General features: G+C 64.5%; 19 protein-coding genes and 2 tRNA genes. 9 read left to right on the top strand and 12 right to left on the bottom strand.

The genetic code is table 11. The features are described from left to right. Window positions 1-103 precede the first annotated feature (103 nt). The gene (locus FHS50_RS04775) at window positions 104-1,801 is read left to right on the top strand and encodes a putative bifunctional diguanylate cyclase/phosphodiesterase (RefSeq protein ID WP_183933215.1); all 1,698 of its coding nucleotides are present in this window, start codon (window positions 104-106) and stop codon (window positions 1,799-1,801) included. Here FHS50_RS04775 and dapE read toward each other — a convergent pair. The 8 genes from dapE to FHS50_RS04735 all read right to left on the bottom strand — a co-directional run bounded on the left by dapE (window position 1,798) and on the right by FHS50_RS04735 (window position 7,037). Next, window positions 1,798-2,931 carry a succinyl-diaminopimelate desuccinylase gene (gene dapE / locus FHS50_RS04770; protein ID WP_183933900.1) on the bottom strand — a complete coding sequence of 378 codons (1,134 nt, stop codon included), beginning with the start codon at window positions 2,929-2,931 and terminating at the stop codon, window positions 1,798-1,800. The two genes, FHS50_RS04775 and dapE, sit on opposite strands and share 4 nt — an antisense overlap. Further along, window positions 2,928-3,590, bottom strand: coding sequence for a glutathione S-transferase family protein (locus tag FHS50_RS04765; protein ID WP_183933214.1), 663 nt, complete (start codon window positions 3,588-3,590; stop codon window positions 2,928-2,930). The genes dapE and FHS50_RS04765 overlap by 4 nt, the downstream gene beginning before the upstream one ends. A 12-nt stretch (window positions 3,591-3,602) precedes the next feature. Beyond that, entirely contained in the window at window positions 3,603-4,238 is a 636-nt protein-coding gene (yihA, locus tag FHS50_RS04760) for a ribosome biogenesis GTP-binding protein YihA/YsxC (protein ID WP_183933213.1), read from the bottom strand. Then, window positions 4,235-5,938 (bottom strand): membrane protein insertase YidC, encoded by a 1,704-nt coding sequence (gene yidC, locus FHS50_RS04755; RefSeq protein WP_183933212.1) that lies wholly within the window; start codon window positions 5,936-5,938, stop codon window positions 4,235-4,237. The genes yihA and yidC overlap by 4 nt, the downstream gene beginning before the upstream one ends. A 17-nt stretch (window positions 5,939-5,955) precedes the next feature. Further along, window positions 5,956-6,168, bottom strand: coding sequence for a membrane protein insertion efficiency factor YidD (gene yidD, locus FHS50_RS04750; protein WP_183933211.1), 213 nt, complete (start codon window positions 6,166-6,168; stop codon window positions 5,956-5,958). Continuing rightward, on the bottom strand, window positions 6,165-6,434 hold the full coding sequence (rnpA, locus tag FHS50_RS04745; protein WP_407696050.1) for a ribonuclease P protein component: 270 nt from the start codon (window positions 6,432-6,434) through the stop codon (window positions 6,165-6,167). Before rnpA ends, yidD begins: the two co-directional genes overlap by 4 nt. A 56-nt stretch (window positions 6,435-6,490) precedes the next feature. Further along, entirely contained in the window at window positions 6,491-6,625 is a 135-nt protein-coding gene (rpmH, locus tag FHS50_RS04740) for a 50S ribosomal protein L34 (protein WP_183933898.1), read from the bottom strand. 85 nt (window positions 6,626-6,710) lie between these two features. After that, window positions 6,711-7,037 carry a hypothetical protein gene (locus tag FHS50_RS04735; protein ID WP_183933210.1) on the bottom strand — a complete coding sequence of 109 codons (327 nt, stop codon included), beginning with the start codon at window positions 7,035-7,037 and terminating at the stop codon, window positions 6,711-6,713. A 146-nt stretch (window positions 7,038-7,183) separates the two neighbouring features. Here FHS50_RS04735 and FHS50_RS10780 point away from each other — a divergent pair, with 146 nt between their 5' ends. From FHS50_RS10780 to FHS50_RS04710, 5 genes are all read left to right on the top strand, one after another. After that, window positions 7,184-7,684, top strand: a complete 501-nt coding sequence (locus FHS50_RS10780; RefSeq protein WP_183933209.1) for a magnesium chelatase domain-containing protein — start codon at window positions 7,184-7,186, stop codon at window positions 7,682-7,684. Then, window positions 7,663-7,746 (top strand) — tRNA-Leu (locus FHS50_RS04725). Before FHS50_RS10780 ends, FHS50_RS04725 begins: the two co-directional genes overlap by 22 nt. Before the next feature lie 79 nt (window positions 7,747-7,825). Then, on the top strand, window positions 7,826-8,977 hold the full coding sequence (locus FHS50_RS04720) for an AI-2E family transporter (RefSeq protein WP_183933208.1): 1,152 nt from the start codon (window positions 7,826-7,828) through the stop codon (window positions 8,975-8,977). Between the two features lie 52 nt (window positions 8,978-9,029). Beyond that, window positions 9,030-9,106 (top strand) — tRNA-Asp (locus tag FHS50_RS04715). Between the two features lie 149 nt (window positions 9,107-9,255). Continuing rightward, entirely contained in the window at window positions 9,256-9,543 is a 288-nt protein-coding gene (locus FHS50_RS04710) for a hypothetical protein (RefSeq protein WP_183933207.1), read from the top strand. Between the two features lie 18 nt (window positions 9,544-9,561). Here FHS50_RS04710 and FHS50_RS04705 read toward each other — a convergent pair whose 3' ends face one another. The 4 genes from FHS50_RS04705 to FHS50_RS04690 all read right to left on the bottom strand — a co-directional run bounded on the left by FHS50_RS04705 (window position 9,562) and on the right by FHS50_RS04690 (window position 11,042). After that, a complete protein-coding gene (locus tag FHS50_RS04705; RefSeq protein WP_183933206.1) occupies window positions 9,562-9,783 on the bottom strand; it encodes a DUF2842 domain-containing protein in 222 nt (73 codons plus the stop codon). Next, entirely contained in the window at window positions 9,783-10,328 is a 546-nt protein-coding gene (locus FHS50_RS04700; protein ID WP_183933205.1) for a 5-formyltetrahydrofolate cyclo-ligase, read from the bottom strand. The genes FHS50_RS04705 and FHS50_RS04700 overlap by 1 nt, the downstream gene beginning before the upstream one ends. A gap of 187 nt (window positions 10,329-10,515) precedes the next feature. Further along, a complete protein-coding gene (locus FHS50_RS04695; protein ID WP_183933204.1) occupies window positions 10,516-10,848 on the bottom strand; it encodes a cell division protein ZapA in 333 nt (110 codons plus the stop codon). Further along, complete coding sequence (locus tag FHS50_RS04690) at window positions 10,845-11,042, bottom strand: hypothetical protein (RefSeq protein ID WP_183933203.1); 198 nt, start codon at window positions 11,040-11,042, stop codon at window positions 10,845-10,847. Before FHS50_RS04690 ends, FHS50_RS04695 begins: the two co-directional genes overlap by 4 nt. Window positions 11,043-11,219: 177 nt before the next feature. Between FHS50_RS04690 and tkt the strand changes: the two genes are divergently transcribed. From tkt to FHS50_RS04675, 3 genes are read left to right on the top strand one after another with little or no spacing between them, the layout of a single operon-like run. Next, window positions 11,220-13,196, top strand: a complete 1,977-nt coding sequence (gene tkt, locus FHS50_RS04685; RefSeq protein ID WP_183933202.1) for a transketolase — start codon at window positions 11,220-11,222, stop codon at window positions 13,194-13,196. Then, window positions 13,189-14,193 (top strand): type I glyceraldehyde-3-phosphate dehydrogenase, encoded by a 1,005-nt coding sequence (gap, locus tag FHS50_RS04680; protein ID WP_183933201.1) that lies wholly within the window; start codon window positions 13,189-13,191, stop codon window positions 14,191-14,193. Before tkt ends, gap begins: the two co-directional genes overlap by 8 nt. A 5-nt stretch (window positions 14,194-14,198) precedes the next feature. Beyond that, window positions 14,199-15,401, top strand: a complete 1,203-nt coding sequence (locus FHS50_RS04675) for a phosphoglycerate kinase (protein ID WP_183933200.1) — start codon at window positions 14,199-14,201, stop codon at window positions 15,399-15,401. Window positions 15,402-15,404 lie beyond the last annotated feature (3 nt).

Below are 15,404 nucleotides of genomic sequence, written 5' to 3'. Positions count from 1 at the left end.
CGGCTATCCACGCTTCCTTAACCTTCTCCGTTTAGGCCTCGACCCTGAAAAAGGGGGAAAAGCGGACCCGCCGGGACCGCCAGATCGGGGCAGAATTCGCGAAGTGAAGAACCAAGGGGCAGCACAGAAGATTTCCAACGTCATCCTCTCGGGGCTGGCGGGTGTTGCCTCGTTCATCTTCTCGCTTGCCGCGTTCCTCACCATCTCGACCTTCAACCAGCAATTGCTGGCATCGCTGATCGCCGGCGCCTTCTGCCTGCTCGTCAGCTATATCGCCTCCGAACGCCCCAACAGTGAAAGCGCCCGGGCAATGAGCGCGCTGGGCGACCGGCTTCTCGCGGTCGAGGATGGCGATTACACCAGCCCCGCACCCGAGGCGCTGCGCAAGTCGATGCCCGAGGTCGCCAAGGCCGTGGACAATCTCTTCGGAGAGGTGCGTGCCTCGATCGAAAGCGCGCATGCACTCGGCATGTACGACCCGGTCACCTCGCTTCCCAACCGGCTCCATTTCCGCGCCGAGGCCGATCGCAAGATCGCCGACATGGAAGAAGGGTCCAAGGCCGCGATGATCTTCGTCGATCTCGACCGCTTCAAGGCCGTCAACGACAGCCTCGGCCACGCACGGGGCGACCAGCTTCTCACCATGGTCGCCAACCGGCTTCGCGTGGTGACCGCTGCGGAAGACGAAGGCCAGAAGGGCAATGACCGTCCGCTCGTGGCGCGGCTAGCGGGCGACGAATTCACCATCTTCTTCCCCAATGTGGTCAGTGACACACAGGTCGAACGGCTCGCCCGGCGGCTCGCGCTCGCGATCGCCGAGCCTTTCGAACTGCAAGGCCACAGCATCGACATCGGCGCGTCGATCGGGGTGGCGCTCCATCCCACCCATGGCCGCAACATCGAATCGTTGATGCGCGCCGCCGACATTGCCATGTATCATGCCAAGTCGAAGGGTGGCGGCCGCCACGCTTTCTTTAGCGACGATCTGCTCAAGGCCTATCAGGCCAAGGTCGATACCGAGCGCGACCTCACCGCCGCGCTCGCCAATGGCGAATTCACTCTCGCGCTCCAGCCCCAGGTCGATCTCAAGAATGGCTCGATCAGCGGTGCCGAGGCGCTCTTGCGTTGGCAGCATCCGCGTGACGGCGAACGCGCGCCCGCCACCTTCATCGGTGTCGCGGAAACCTGCGGCGTCATTTCCGAGATCGGCGACTGGGTGATGAGCGAATGCGCGGCGCTGCTCTCGCAATGGGAAGATGATGGCTCGGCGCCGCGCCTTGCCTTCAACATCAGCCCGCGCCAGCTCGACCGGGCCGATTTCTTCGACCGGCTGTGCGCGATCTTCGATGCCCGCGACATTCCGCTGTCGCGCATCGAACTCGAATTTACCGAGACCGCCGCGATGCAGGTCAACCGCGAACAGATCGCCCAGATCGCGGCACTCCGCGCGGCAGGGGCCAGCATCGCGATCGACGATTTCGGCACGGGCTATTCGAACATCGCGCGGCTGCGCGCGATGCCGCTCGACCGGGTCAAGCTCGATCCCTCGCTCTGCGCCGACATCGAGGAGAATGAACAGGCGCGCGAAGTGGTGCAGGCGGTGGTGACGCTCATCCATGCGGTCGGCGCGGAAATCGTCGCCGAATCGATCGAAACCAGCGCCCAGGCCGATATCCTGCGCGCGATGGGCGTCCGCACCGTGCAGGGCTTCGTGTTCGCTCCGCCGATGCATGCCGACGAATTTTTCGACTGGGTGGAAAATGCGCGCATTCCCACGCCGGGATCGCGCGACGTCGCCTAGGCGAAGAAGATTTCCAGGCAGCGGCGGTAGATCATCGACAATTTCTCGATATCCGCGACCGCGGCCCGCTCGCCGACCTTGTGCATTGTCGCATTAGGCAGGCCGAACTCGGCCACGGGACACAGCTTGTGGAGGAAACGTCCGTCCGATGTGCCGCCCCCGGTCGACAGGCGCGGGCGAATGCCCACTTCCTGCTCGATCGCGTCCGCCAGCGTCTCGGTCAGCTTGCCTTCGGGGGTGAGGAAGGCCTCGCCGCTGATCTTGGCCAGCACTTTGGTGCCAGGCGCGATTTCCTCGGCCATCTCCTCGATCCGCCGGACGAGATCCTCGCCTTTCTGCAAGTCATTGAACCGGATGTTGAACTGCGCGCTCGCCTTGCCCGGAATGACATTGGTGGTGCCGTCGCCCCCGCCGATTGCGGTGAACTCGAGATTCGAGGGCTGGAACATGTCGGTCCCCTCGTCGAGCTCCATCGCGTCGAGCGCGGCGACCAGACGCGCCATCTTGGGCAGCGGATTGTCGGCCAGTTGGGGATAGGCGACATGGCCCTGGTGTCCTTCAAGCGTCAGCCAGACATTGACCGACCCGCGCCGCCCGTTCTTGACCGTATCGCCGAGCCGTTCCTGCGAGGAAGGCTCGCCGATCAGGCAATAGTCGAGGCCGATCGACCGCTCCTCCAGCCAGTCGACGATCGCCCGCGTGCCATGCACCGCAGGGCCTTCCTCGTCGCCGGTAATAAGGAGCGACAGCGTGCCTTTGTCCTGTTGCCATCCGTCGAGAGCGGCGACGAAGGCGCCGAGCGCGCCCTTCATGTCGGTCGCGCCGCGTCCGATCAGCTGTCCGTCCTCGATGCGCGGAACGAAGGGATCGCCGTCCCAGCCTTCACCGGGAGGGACGACATCGACATGGCCGGCAAAGGCCAGGTGGGGGCCATTGCCCGCACCCTTGCGGATCGCGATCAGATTCTCGACCGGGCCGTCGGGCCGCTCGCCGCTCACGAGATGGTGGCATTCGAACCCCATGGGCTCGAGCCATTCGGTCATCAGCGTCAGTGTGCCCGCTTCATGGGGCGTGATGCTCGGGCAGGCGATGAGGCGCGACGTCAGGTCAACGGGGTCGAGCGCCACTATTTCTGCTCCGGCTCATATTCTTCGATCACCCAGGGCTCTTCCTGCGCCAGCTCGATCCACTCGACGACATGGGGATGGCGCACCACCGCATCGCCATAGGCCGCGGCAAAGCGGGGCAGGGGGACCTGGTAGGTGACGAAGCGGGTGACGACGGGGGCGAACATCATGTCCACCGCGGTCCAGCGCCCGAACAGGAAATCGCCGTCGCTGCCGTAGAGCGCGCGCGCCTGCGCCCACAATTCCATGATCCGCATGATATCGGCCTTCACCTCGTCCGAAATCGGGTGGTTCTCGACCTTGCGGCGGACATTCATGGGCAGTTCGCGTCGCAGCGCGGCAAAGCTGCTGTGCATCTCGGCGGCCATCGAACGGGCCATGCCGCGCGCCGCCCGGTCCTCGGGCCAGTAGATTTCCTGCCCATGGGCATCGGCGCAGCTCTCGATGATGGCTAGGCTGTCCCAGATCACCGTGTCGCCATCCCACAAGACGGGCACCTTGCCCGACGAAGGCGCGAATTCATTGCCGCCGCGCCGCTCGTCCCAATCCTTGTCGAACAAGGGAACCACCAGCTCCTCGAACTCGACATTGGCCGCCTTCAGCGCCAGCCAGCCCCGCATCGACCAGCTCGAATAGGCGCGGTTGCCGATGATCAGTTTCATGGAAAATGGCTCCTATTTGGCAGTGATGGCGTCGAGGATCTCGCTTCTTAAATCCGCGATGCCCTGTCCGGTTTCCGAAGAGGTCGCGAAAATCCGCGGATGGCAGGCCGGATGCTTGGCCGCCTCGGCGGTCACCTCGGCCAGCGTATTTTCCAACAGCGAAGGCTTCACCTTGTCCGCCTTGGTCATCACCAGGTGATAGCTAACCGCCGCACCGTCCAGCATCCGCATCACTTCGCGGTCGATGTCCTTCAACCCCCGCCGCGCATCAATGAGCAACATGGTACGCTTGAGAACCGGCCGCCCGCGAAGGTAGCCGTTCACCACGCCCCGCCATTTCTGGACGACCTTCAAGGGCGCCTTGGCAAAGCCATAGCCCGGCATGTCGACCAGCCGAAGCTGCACCGGATCGCCGACATCGAAGATGTTGAGTTCCTGCGTTCGCCCCGGCGTCACCGACGCGCGCGCCAGCTTCTTGCGACCGGTGAGCTCGTTGAGGAGAGTCGATTTGCCCACGTTCGACCGCCCGGCAAAGGCGATCTCGGGAACCGTCGGCTCGGGCAGGAACTTGAGCTGGGGGGCCGAGAGGAGAAATTCCACCCGGCCCGTCAGCAGCTTGCGCGCCTGTTCCGCGAACGCCTCGTTCATCCCTTCTGAGCGGCGTGTTCGCTCGCTTCCTGTTCCTTGTCGTAGCGGTAGTAGAGCCACTTCTGCTGCGCGATCGTGAGGATGTTCGAGACCACCCAGTAAAGCTGCAGGCCCGCCGCGAAGGGCGCCATGATGACCATCAGCACCCACGGCATGATACCGAACACCTGCTTCTGCACCGGATCGGTCATCGGCTGCGGGTTGAGCTTGAACTGCAGCCACATGGTGATCCCGAGGAGGATCGGCAGGATGCCGATGGCGATCCAGCTAGGCGGCGTGAAGTCGAGCAGCCCGAAGAGATTGACCGGCGTGAGCGGGTCGGGCGCCGACAGGTCCTGAAGCCAAAGCACAAAGGGCTGGTGACGCATCTCGACCGACACGAGCAGCACCTTGTAGAGCGCGTAGAAGATCGGGATCTGGAGGAGGATGGGCAGACAGCCCGCCGCCGGATTGATCTTCTCTTCCTTGTAGAGCTTGAGCATTTCCTGCTGCAGGCGCGGCTTGTCTTCCTTGTAGCGGTCCTGGAGCGCCTTCAGCTTGGGCTGGATACGGCGCATCCCCGCCATCGAGCGGAACTGCTTGTTGGCGATCGGGTATAGGACCAGTCGCACGAGGAAGGTGAGGCAGATGATTGCCACGCCGAAATTGCCCGTGACGTGGAACAGCCAGCGCAACAGGTCGAAGATCGGGCGCATGAACCATTCGAACCAGCCCCAGTCGATCGCCTTGGAAATGCGGACGACGCCCTCGTCCTCGTAGCGGTCGAGAAATTCTTTTTCCTTGGCGCCTGCGAACAGGCGGGTCGTCCCCGACTTGGCCTGTCCCGGCGCGATCAGCATGGGCTCGCTGACATAATCGACCTGATATCCGCCCGAAGGAACCGCGCGCATATTGGCGGTGACCGATTCTCCTTTTCCGGGAATGATCGCGGTCAGCCAATATTTGTCAGTGAAGCCGACCCAGCCATCGGTGGTGGTGAAGCGCTGGCGACCTTCCTCGTCGAGCGTTTCATAGTCGATGTCATATTCGGCGGCGTCATTGAAAACGCCCATCGGACCGAGATGCACGGTCCAGAAGCTCTGGTCGCTGGTGGCCTGGGCGCGGCGCGCGGTGGCATAGGGGCGCACCGCGATCGCGCCTTCGCCTCGATTCTCGACGCGGCGCTCGATGGTGAAGAGATAGCCGTCATCAACGCTGATGGTCTGGATGAAACGCTGGCCGGTGCCATTTTCCCAAGTGAGGGTGAGCGGCTTTTCGGGCGTCAGCCGGTCGGCCGAGGCCTGCCAGACAGTCGAGGGGCCCGGCGTCTCGACGCCTTCGCCGGTCCAGCCGGCTTCGGCGAAATAGGCTTTGGGCGTCCCCGCGGGCGAGAGCAGGCGGATCGCCTCGCTATTCTTCTTCTGGTCGTAGCGGTGGCGCACGAGGCTGAGATCGTCGATGCGCGCGCCCTGCAGGTTGATCGAACCCTTGAGGAGCGGCGTGTCGATGGGAACGCGTCCGCCTTCGGCAAGCGCCTGATCGACCGTGCGCGGCTGGGCGGCGACTGGGGCATCCGTGCCGCCCGGCGCATCGGCAATCTGTTCCTGCGGCGGCTGCTCGGCCGGCAGTTCCTCGGTCGAGGTCGGGAAGAAGATCGACCAGCCAATCAGCACGATGGCACTGAGCACGATGGCGAGGATCAGGTTACGGTTATCTTGCAAGACGGATGTCCTTGTTCTTACGGAACCGGGTCATGACCCTGTCCCCCCCAGGGATGGCAGCGTGCGATGCGTTTGACGGCAAGCCAGCCGCCTTTCAAGGCCCCATAGCGTTCCAGAGCCGTGATGGCATAGGCCGAGCAGCTCGGCTGGAACCGGCACGTGGGGGGCAGGATGCGCGAGGGGCCTTTCTGCCACCCGCGCGTCATGAGAATGAGGAGCCGCGCGATCATCGGCGCGCGATTTTTCCGAGCGCGGAAACAAGCTCGTCGCGAAGCTGGCCGAAATCGCGCTCGATCCCCGCCTGTCGGCCGATCAGCACATGGTCGGCGCCCGCCATCCCGGCGACCGGGAGAACCTCGCGCACGAGTTCGCGGAAACGGCGCTTCATCCGATTGCGGACGACGGCTTTGCCGACCTTCTTGGAAACGGTGAGGCCGTAGCGCATCGCCGGATCGTCATCGCCGCGGGCGCGGACCAGCAGCACGAAGCCGGGCATGGCTACGCGCTTGCCGCGGTTGGCGGCGAGGAAATCGCTGCGTCGGGTAAGCCGGATTAGGCGCTGAGCTTCTTGCGGCCCTTGGCGCGGCGGTTGGCCAGGATCTTGCGCCCGTTTGCCGTCGACATGCGAAGACGGAAGCCGTGACGGCGGTTGCGGACGAGATTGCTCGGCTGGAAAGTGCGCTTCATCGCTCATGCCTCGAAAACTAAATGAAAAAGGGCCGCTTCGCGCGGCCGCCGTTGGGGGCGCCACTAGAGGGTGGGGGCGTCAAAGTCAATCGCTCTCGCCCGCTTTTTTGGCAGCGAGGCGACGCTTCTTTTCCTTAAGGATCGCTTCGCGGCGAAGCGCGCTCCGGCGGCGAAGGCCCCAGTCGGTCCAGCGGCCCACCTCGGGATAGCGTCGTTTGAGGCGGGCATAGAGCCGCTGCGCCCAGCGGCTGGTGCGAAGGACCATCGCCAGTCCCGCGGCAAAGACGACGACTCCCCCCGGCCCCGGAATGGCGCCCACCGCAGGGGAGACGAGGATGAGCATAATCCCGCACGCGAAGACGATTTCGCGCAGCGGTGTCTGGTCAATCCATTTCTTCCCGGGCCCGGCCATGGGGTGCGATGTGGCCACGCAGCAGGGCTGGCGCAAGAGGGAAAGTGACGGGCGGTTGCCTTTCGGCCCGGAACCGATATGCATCCATGCTGCCGAGCTAGAGGGAACATGTTCCATCCGACCCGCGACGCCATGAAGGCTCGCTGATGGTCGCCACCGTCATCACTGTCGCTTATCTGGGCCTCGAAGCGCGCAGCGTCGAGGGGCAGGTGCAACTCTCGAGCGGTCTTCCCGCCTTCGTCATCGTGGGCCTTCCCGACAAGGCGGTCGCCGAAAGCCGCGAACGCGTGCGCGCGGCATTGACGGTGGTGGGGCTGGCCTTCGCGCCCAAGCGCATCGTGGTGAACCTGTCGCCCGCCGACCTTCCCAAGGAAGGCTCGGGCGCCAAGCTCCTCCCCGAGGCAGCTGGCGCCATGCGCCTGTCGCCCCGCGCCTATCGCCGCCTGCTCAAGGGGCGCACCATCGCCGAACTGGCAGGAGTCGAAACCGTCGGCCGCATCCATGCCGCCGAGGCGCTCAGTTACCGCCACCAGCCTCCGCGCAACGGACGGGCATCGTATGGGGGCAGGGGCGCGGAAGATTGCATCGCGGCCCATGCTTCGCTAACGGCTGGCGCGCTGGTCCTGCCTCCGTGGCGGAATTGGTAGACGCGCTCGACTCAAAATCGAGTTCCTTTGGAGTGTCGGTTCGAGTCCGACCGGAGGTACCAGCAATTGTCGGGGCATGACGGGCTCCAAGGCTCGCGAAACGCTCTTCCGTGGCGCGGGGCTTGCCGATAGGGTCGGCCGATGGACGCCAAGACCGATCCCCTCACGATCCAGCAGAAACAGCAGCACATGCTCGAGGTGAAGCGCGTGCGCCTTCTCGCCGCGATCGCGCTCCTCGCCGGACTCGGATTTCTCATCGCCTTGCCCTTCGCCTTGCGCGCGGGCGCCGAATTCTTTCTTCCGGTCACCGGCGCGCTGGTTATCTCGATCGCGCTGGTACCGCTGCTCGAATGGCTGGAGAAGCATCGCTTCCCCAGCTGGCTCGCCAGCCTGTCGAGCGTCGTCCTGTTCATCGGCTTCGCCAGCTTCGTTGTCGCCTCGATCGTGCTTCCCGCGATTGACTGGTTCGCGCTCATCCCCGAACGGATCGACCGGGTGACCACCACGCTCGCCCCGATCATCGAATTCTATACCGCGATCGAACAGTTCATCGAGAATACCCTCGGCCAGGTCTCGGGCTTCGATTCGGCGCAGGCAGTGCGAATCGAGACGCCCAATTCGATTCTCGATCTCATCGCCACTTCGGCGCCGTTCGCGCTCATCCAGATCTTCTTCGCCTTGCTCCTCATCTTCTTCTTCCTGTCGGGCTGGACCGCGATGCGCGAGCGCACGATTACGAGCCGCGGCAGCTTCGAAGGCGCGCTCACGACCGCGCGCGTGATCGGGCAAGTGGTGGAGGACACCTCGACCTATATCGCCACAATTACCTTCGTAAATCTCTCGCTTGGGGCGGTGACCGCGCTGGTGCTGTGGGCGCTGGGCATGGATTCGCCGGTGATGTGGGGCGGGATCGTCGCGGTCCTCAACTTCATTCCCTATCTCGGGCCGATCGCCGCCTCGATCCTGTTGGGACTGGGCGGGCTCGTCACCTTCGTCGATCCCTGGGCCGCGCTTCTGCCTCCGCTGATCTTCATTGGCCTGCATACGGTCGAGGCGAATCTGATCACGCCGCTGCTGGTCGGCAAGCGCGTCCATATCTCGCCGCTCTTCATCCTCCTGTCGCTCAGTTTCTGGGCCTGGGTGTGGGGAACGACGGGCGCCTTGCTGGCGATTCCCCTGCTCATCATTATGAAGACGATCTTCTCCGCGACGGGCACGCCGGACATTGCCGGCTTCCTTTTCGAAGACGGGACACTGACCCATATCGGAGAAGATGACGAAAAAGATCATTGAACCCGTTGACAGGGTAGAAGGCCTCTTCTAACTGCCCGCCACGACGACGCACGCGGGTGTAGCTCAGTTGGTTAGAGCGCCGGCCTGTCACGCCGGAGGTCGCGGGTTCAAGTCCCGTCACTCGCGCCACTTTTCAAGAGGTGGCTGACGCGTCGTAAAGGAGGCTTCGGCCTCCTTTTTCGTATCTTCTCCATGACCGTTCGTCGAAGCGCGTTGGCCGTTCGTCGGCCCGCGCGATATGGAGCGAGGCAGCAAGTTCCTCACAGGAGTGTTGCCCCATGAAACATTCGCTATCGATCATCGCTGCGGCCTGCCTCGTCGTCGCGCCTGCCGCTGCCCATGCCTCGGGCAAGACCGGCGCCGACGGCAAGCGACCGACTTCCGCCTGGACGTCGAAGGAGCGGGTCTCACTGGCCGTCACCTCGCCGGTCTCCGAAAAAGCGAAAGTCAAGCGGTGGGTGAAGCCCGAGCGCTCGGTCGACGACAGCAATCAGCGCTGCTCGATGCCGCCGCTGATGCGGCTCGGCAATGCGGTAGCGGCCTTCATGGGCTGGATGGCGGTCTGACGCTCTTTACGGCGCCCGTCAGGAGCGCGGCGGGTCGAAACGGCCATGTTCCATCCAAAAGAGCAGGCGCTTCAGGGGCAGGATCCAGACGAGCCCCATGACCAGGTAGAAGACCGCCTGCACGAGGACAGGCCAGGTGCCGATGGTCGGCGCGAAATGGGCGATCGCGCCCACCCACAACAGGATCCAGGCGAGAATCGCGAAGATGCCGACGAGGTTGCGGTTCTTGGGCCGGGCCATCAGTCGAAAAACTCGATGCCGCGCGGGCTGCAGAAGGCGTGGAGAGGCACGTCCCACGGCTCGCTGGGCAAGTCGCGTTCTAGCCGCTGCACCTTCCAGCCGATACCGACCAGCCTTGCGCCATCATCGACGAGGCGCGCCAGTACCCGATCATAATGGCCCTTGCCCTGGCCGAGCCGCGCCCCGCCATTGCCGCAGGCAACAAGGGGGACGAGGACGAGGTCGGGCTTGACCAGCGGCGCGTCGTCGGCGGGTTGGCGGATCTGGTGGGGGCCGGGCATGACCGGGTCGCCTGCTCGGAACAGGAATTGCTCGTCGTCGCCGGTGAAGGTCGGATAGGCGATGGTGCGCCCCTTTCTGGCCGCGCGGGCAAGGCAGACCTCGGGACTGATCTCGCTGCCGATCGCGGCATAGCCGGCGATGATCTCGGCGGCATCGACCAGATCGGCAAGCCGGTCGGCAAGCTGGGCCTCGAGTGCGAGGCGGGTGTCGGTTTCAAGGGACGCGACGAACTTCATCCGCGCGAGGCGGGCTTCTTTTCGCAATCTGGCCTTTTTGGCCGAAGGTGACGGGACCGCCATGGTCGTTTGCCTCTGTATCCTCTGACGCCAGAACGTCAGGTGGGCGCCATATATCCCAAGCCAGGGCTCGGGTAGGGACAGCTCCCTAGGAAGTAATTAGCCTCAGGGATAGTCGAACGCTCGTATCAGGCAGTGCCCGTCGAACCGCGATTTAGGCACCTTGCCCCTCACTCTCAAGGCCATTCGCCAAAGATTCGAGCCATGTGACCAACCCTTCGGCGCGTTCGAGGAGCGCCGCGTCGATTTGCGCCTCGGCGGGCGGCGGGGGCGGGGCGGCCTCGGGCTGCTTCTCGAGCATCTGGTCGGCGAGCAGGAGCGAGGCGAAGAAGAATTGGCGCGATTCGGACAGGGTGCCCAGCCCGGCGAGCGCTTCGCGGCATTTCTCGTCGACCAGCGCGCCCGCCTTGCGCAAGCTGTCTTCCTCGCCGTCGCGGCAGCGGACCTCATAGTTGCGCCCGGCAATGGTGAGCTCGACCATGCTCATGACGACTGGCCTTCCATCAAGCTGTCGAGTTCCTCGATCACCCGGGCGACTTCGCGGCGAAGCGCGCTATCGTCGGCAGGGGCGGGCGAGGGGGGCTCGGCCTGGGTGTCGCGCTTTCGGGCCAGCGCGGCCTCGATCCGCGACAATGCACGGTCGGCTCGATCGAGATAGTTGTGCAGCAGCTCTTGAGACATGGTCTTAACTGTTAGGCCTTCGCTTGGCCTGCTGCAAGCCGATGCGAACGGCGACGAAAACGCCCTGACCGGTTCCCAAGCGGGTGGTTGACGCACCCCGTTGGGGTGGCGATAGGCGGTTGGGCCGATGGGCCGCCGATTCTCTGCCGGGTGGCCGCGCGCCAACAGGGAGTGATCATGCCGACCCGTCGCCGTCTAGCCAATGCCATCCGCGCCCTCAGCATGGATGCGGTCCAGGCCGCCAATAGTGGCCATCCAGGAATGCCGATGGGGATGGCCGATGCCGCCACTGCCCTGTTCAGCGACCATCTCAAATTCGATCCCGCCGATCCTTATTGGCCTGATCGCGACCGCTTCGTCCTGTCGGCCGGCCATGGTTCGATGCTCATTTATTCGCTGCTCTACCTGACGGGCTATGAGCAGCCGACGATCGAGGACATCAAGAATTTCCGCAGCCTCCAGAGCCCCTGTGCGGGCCATCCGGAGAATTTCATGCTGCCGGGCGTCGAAACCACCACAGGCCCGCTCGGGCAGGGGCTGGCCACCGCGGTCGGCATGGCAATCGCCGAACGCCATCTCAATGCCCATTACGGCAGCGATCTCGTCAATCATCACACCTATGTGATCGCGGGCGACGGCTGCCTGATGGAAGGCATCAACCATGAAGCCGTGGGGCTGGCCGGCCATCTGGGCCTCGGTCGCCTCATCGTGCTTTGGGACGACAACCAGATCACCATCGACGGCCCCACCGATCTCAGCCGCACCGAGGACGTCATGGCCCGCCACAAGGCGATGGGCTGGCAGGTGCTCGAATGCGACGGGATGCGCCCGCAAAGCGTGTCGGACGCGATCGAGGAAGCCAAGGGCTCGCACAAGCCTTCGCTCATCCGCTGCAAGACCATTATCGGCTATGGCGCGCCGACCAAGCAGGGGACGGCTGCCACCCATGGCGCTCCGCTCGGCGAAGAGGAAATCGCCGCAGCCCGCGAAGCGCTCGGCTGGGACGCACCGCCCTTCGAGATTCCCGAGGAGGAACTTCAGGCATGGCGCGCGATGGGCGAAAAGGGCGCCGCGGCGCGCAAGGCCTGGCACGAACGGGTCGAAGCCTCGCCCAAGGGCCGCGAACTGTTGAACCGCCTGTCGGGCGCGCTCGACCATGACTGGCTCGAACCGCTGGTGGAAAAGCTGATCTCCGATGCGCCCAAGGTGGCGACCCGCAAGGCCAGCGAAATCGCGCTCGATGCGATCAATGCGGTCAATCCCTCGACCATCGGCGGGTCGGCCGACCTGACCGGATCGAACAATACCAAGGCAGGCGGCATCCAGCCGCTCGATGCCAACAATTATGGCGGACGCTATATCTATTATGGCATCCGCGAATTCGGCATGGCCTCGGCGATGAACGGGATGGCGCTGCACGGCGGCGTGCTTCCCTATGGCGGCACCTTCCTCGTCTTTTCCGATTACAGCCGCGGCGCGATCCGCCTCGGGGCGCTGCAGGGCGCCAAGGCCATCCATGTCATGACCCATGATTCGATCGGGCTTGGCGAGGATGGCCCCACCCATCAGCCGATCGAACATCTCCAGAGCCTGCGCGCGATGCCGGGCCTCACCGTCTATCGCCCCTGCGATGCGGTCGAGACCGCCGAATGCTGGGCCGACGCGATGAAGCAGTCGGGGCCGAGCCTCATTGCGCTGTCGCGTCAGGGCCTGCCCGCGATGCGCACCGAAAAGGCCGAAGGCAATCTCTCGGCCAAGGGCGCCTATCGCCTCAAGGCCGCGGGCGCCGAGAGGCGCGTCATCCTCATCGCCACCGGCAGTGAAGTGCATGTCGCGATGGAAGTCGCCGAAAAGCTCGAAGCCGAAGGCATCGGCGCCGACGTCATCTCGATGGTCTCGACCGACAAGTTCGACGCCCAGAGCGCGGCCTATCGGGGTGACATTCTTCCCGACGTGTCGAACAAGGAAATCCTGCGCGTTTCGATCGAGGCGGGCACCACCTTCGGCTGGGAACGCTATACCGGCATTCACGGCATGAATTTCGGGATCGACCGCTTCGGCGCCTCGGCTCCCGCCCCCGACCTTTTCGAAAAATTCGGCCTCACCAGCGAGGCCATCACCCCCAAGATTCTGGAGCGATTGAACAATGACTAAAGTCGCCATCAACGGTTTTGGCCGCATCGGCCGCCTGGTTGCCCGCGCGATCCTCGAGCGCGATGACCATGATCTCGATCTCGTGGCCATCAATGACCTGGCCGACGCCGAATCCAATGCGCTCCTGTTCCAATATGATTCGACCCATGGCCGCTTCCCCGGCTCGGTCGAAGTCGAAGGCGACTGCATCAAGGTCAACGGCAAGAGCATCGTGGTCACCAAGGAACGCGACCCCGGCAAGCTGCCGCATGGCGACATGGGCGTGGACATCGTCCTCGAATGCACCGGCTTCTTCCAGAGCCACGACGCCGCCAAGCCGCATCTCGACGCGGGCGCCAAGCGCGTGCTCATTTCCGCTCCCGCCAAGGGCGTGTCCAAGACGGTCGTCTATGGCGTCAACCATGACAGCCTGACCGCCGAGGATGTCATCGTCTCGAATGCCAGCTGCACCACCAACTGCCTCGCGCCGGTGGCCAAGGTTCTCCATGACACGGTGGGCATCGAGCGCGGTTTCATGACCACGGTCCACAGCTACACCAACGACCAGCGCATGCTCGACCAGATGCATGGCGACATGCGCCGGGCGCGCGGCGGGGCGCAGAACATGATCCCGACCACCACCGGCGCGGCGCGCGCGGTGGGCCTCGTGCTCCCCGAACTCAACGGCAAGCTCGACGGTTCGTCGGTGCGCGTGCCGACCCCCAATGTCTCGCTCATCGATCTCGTTTTCCAGCCAGGGCGCGACACGAGCGTCGAGGAACTCAATGGCGCGCTGAAGGCGGCCGCCGAGGGCGCGATGAAAGGCGTCCTCGACTTTACCGACCAGCCGCTCGTCTCGAGCGACTTTAACCATCATCCCGCCAGCTCGACGGTCGACAGCCTCGAAACCGCGGTGATGGAAGGCAAGCTCGCCCGCGTGGTCAGCTGGTATGACAATGAGTGGGGCTTCTCGAACCGCATGATCGACACCGCCGGTGTCATGGCCAAGCTGATCTGATTGCCATGACCGGTTTCCGGACGCTCGACGATCTGCCCGCCGACCTTCGCGGCAAGCGCGTCCTCGTGCGCGCCGACCTCAATGTCCCGATGGCGGACGGCGACGTCAGCGACGACACGCGGCTACGCGCGGTCCTTCCGACCATCGCCGAGTTGAGCGACAAGGGCGCGATCGTGCTTCTGCTGTCGCACTTCCGGCGACCCGAGGGCCGCGTTCGTCCGGACATGTCCACCGCGCTTCTCGTCAGCCCGCTCGCCGAGCTGACCGGGCGCTCGGTGAAGTTCATCGAGGATTGCCAGGGCCCCGAGGCCCAGCGCGCCGCGAGCATCATGCTGCCCGGTAACATCGGCATCCTCGAAAACACCCGCTTCCACGCAGGCGAGACCGACAACGACCCCGCGCTGGGACAGGCGATGGCGCAACTGGGCGACTTTTACGTCAACGACGCCTTTTCGGTCGCCCACCGCGCCCATGCCTCCACAGTCGGCGTCACCCACCATCTCCCGTCCTTCGCGGGCCGCGCGATGGAAGCCGAACTCAAGGCGCTCGACGCCGCGCTCGGCAATCCCGAGCACCCGGTCGCCGCCGTGGTCGGCGGGGCCAAGGTCTCGACCAAGCTCAGTGTCCTTCACAATCTGGTCGGCAAGGTCGATCATCTGATCATCGGCGGCGGCATGGCCAACACCTTCCTTGCCGCGCGCGGTGTCGATGTGGGCAAGTCGCTATGCGAAAAGGACCTGATCGACGAAGCCAACAGCATCTTCGACAAGGCCGACAAGGCGGACTGCACCATCCACTTGCCATATGACGTGGTGGTCGCCGCCGAATTCGCGCCCAATCCCGCCAGCATGCGCACAGTCAACGTGCACGAAGTCGCACCCGACGAGATGATTCTCGACATCGGCCCGGCGGCGGTCGAGGCGCTGGGCGATGCGATCAAGAATTGCCGTACGCTGGTCTGGAACGGCCCGCTCGGCGCCTTCGAGACCGAGCCCTTCGACGCGGCGACCGTCGCGCTCGCGCGTACCGCCGCCGCCCTCACCGAGGAAGGGACGCTCGTTTCGGTCGCCGGTGGCGGCGATACGGTTGCGGCGCTCAACCATGCCGGTGTGGCGAAGGACTTCAGCTTCGTCTCGACCGCTGGCGGCGCGTTCCTCGAATGGATGGAAGGCCGGGAGCTTCCGGCGGTTGCGGCCCTCCGCCGCTAGCCA

This window comes from Sphingomicrobium lutaoense (assembly GCF_014195685.1).
Lineage (GTDB): Bacteria > Pseudomonadota > Alphaproteobacteria > Sphingomonadales > Sphingomonadaceae > Sphingomicrobium > Sphingomicrobium lutaoense.
Note: the sequence above shows the minus strand (reverse complement) of the source record. Positions and strands in the feature narration are given on the sequence as shown.

What these genes read in the sequence shown, in the direction of transcription:
- FHS50_RS04765 (WP_183933214.1), bottom strand. Translation starts at nt 3,590, where the DNA reads ATGAAACTGATCATCGGCAACCGCGCCTATTCGAGCTGGTCGATGCGG.
- FHS50_RS04720 (WP_183933208.1), top strand. Translation starts at nt 7,826, where the DNA reads ATGGACGCCAAGACCGATCCCCTCACGATCCAGCAGAAACAGCAGCAC.
- rpmH (WP_183933898.1), bottom strand. Translation starts at nt 6,625, where the DNA reads ATGAAGCGCACTTTCCAGCCGAGCAATCTCGTCCGCAACCGCCGTCAC.
- rnpA (WP_407696050.1), bottom strand. Translation starts at nt 6,434, where the DNA reads ATGCCCGGCTTCGTGCTGCTGGTCCGCGCCCGCGGCGATGACGATCCG.
- FHS50_RS04695 (WP_183933204.1), bottom strand. Translation starts at nt 10,848, where the DNA reads ATGAGCATGGTCGAGCTCACCATTGCCGGGCGCAACTATGAGGTCCGC.
- FHS50_RS04675 (WP_183933200.1), top strand. Translation starts at nt 14,199, where the DNA reads ATGACCGGTTTCCGGACGCTCGACGATCTGCCCGCCGACCTTCGCGGC.
- gap (WP_183933201.1), top strand. Translation starts at nt 13,189, where the DNA reads ATGACTAAAGTCGCCATCAACGGTTTTGGCCGCATCGGCCGCCTGGTT.
- FHS50_RS10780 (WP_183933209.1), top strand. Translation starts at nt 7,184, where the DNA reads ATGGTCGCCACCGTCATCACTGTCGCTTATCTGGGCCTCGAAGCGCGC.
- tkt (WP_183933202.1), top strand. Translation starts at nt 11,220, where the DNA reads ATGCCGACCCGTCGCCGTCTAGCCAATGCCATCCGCGCCCTCAGCATG.
- FHS50_RS04705 (WP_183933206.1), bottom strand. Translation starts at nt 9,783, where the DNA reads ATGGCCCGGCCCAAGAACCGCAACCTCGTCGGCATCTTCGCGATTCTC.
- yidD (WP_183933211.1), bottom strand. Translation starts at nt 6,168, where the DNA reads ATGATCGCGCGGCTCCTCATTCTCATGACGCGCGGGTGGCAGAAAGGC.
- FHS50_RS04735 (WP_183933210.1), bottom strand. Translation starts at nt 7,037, where the DNA reads ATGGCCGGGCCCGGGAAGAAATGGATTGACCAGACACCGCTGCGCGAA.
- yihA (WP_183933213.1), bottom strand. Translation starts at nt 4,238, where the DNA reads ATGAACGAGGCGTTCGCGGAACAGGCGCGCAAGCTGCTGACGGGCCGG.
- FHS50_RS04690 (WP_183933203.1), bottom strand. Translation starts at nt 11,042, where the DNA reads ATGTCTCAAGAGCTGCTGCACAACTATCTCGATCGAGCCGACCGTGCA.
- FHS50_RS04710 (WP_183933207.1), top strand. Translation starts at nt 9,256, where the DNA reads ATGAAACATTCGCTATCGATCATCGCTGCGGCCTGCCTCGTCGTCGCG.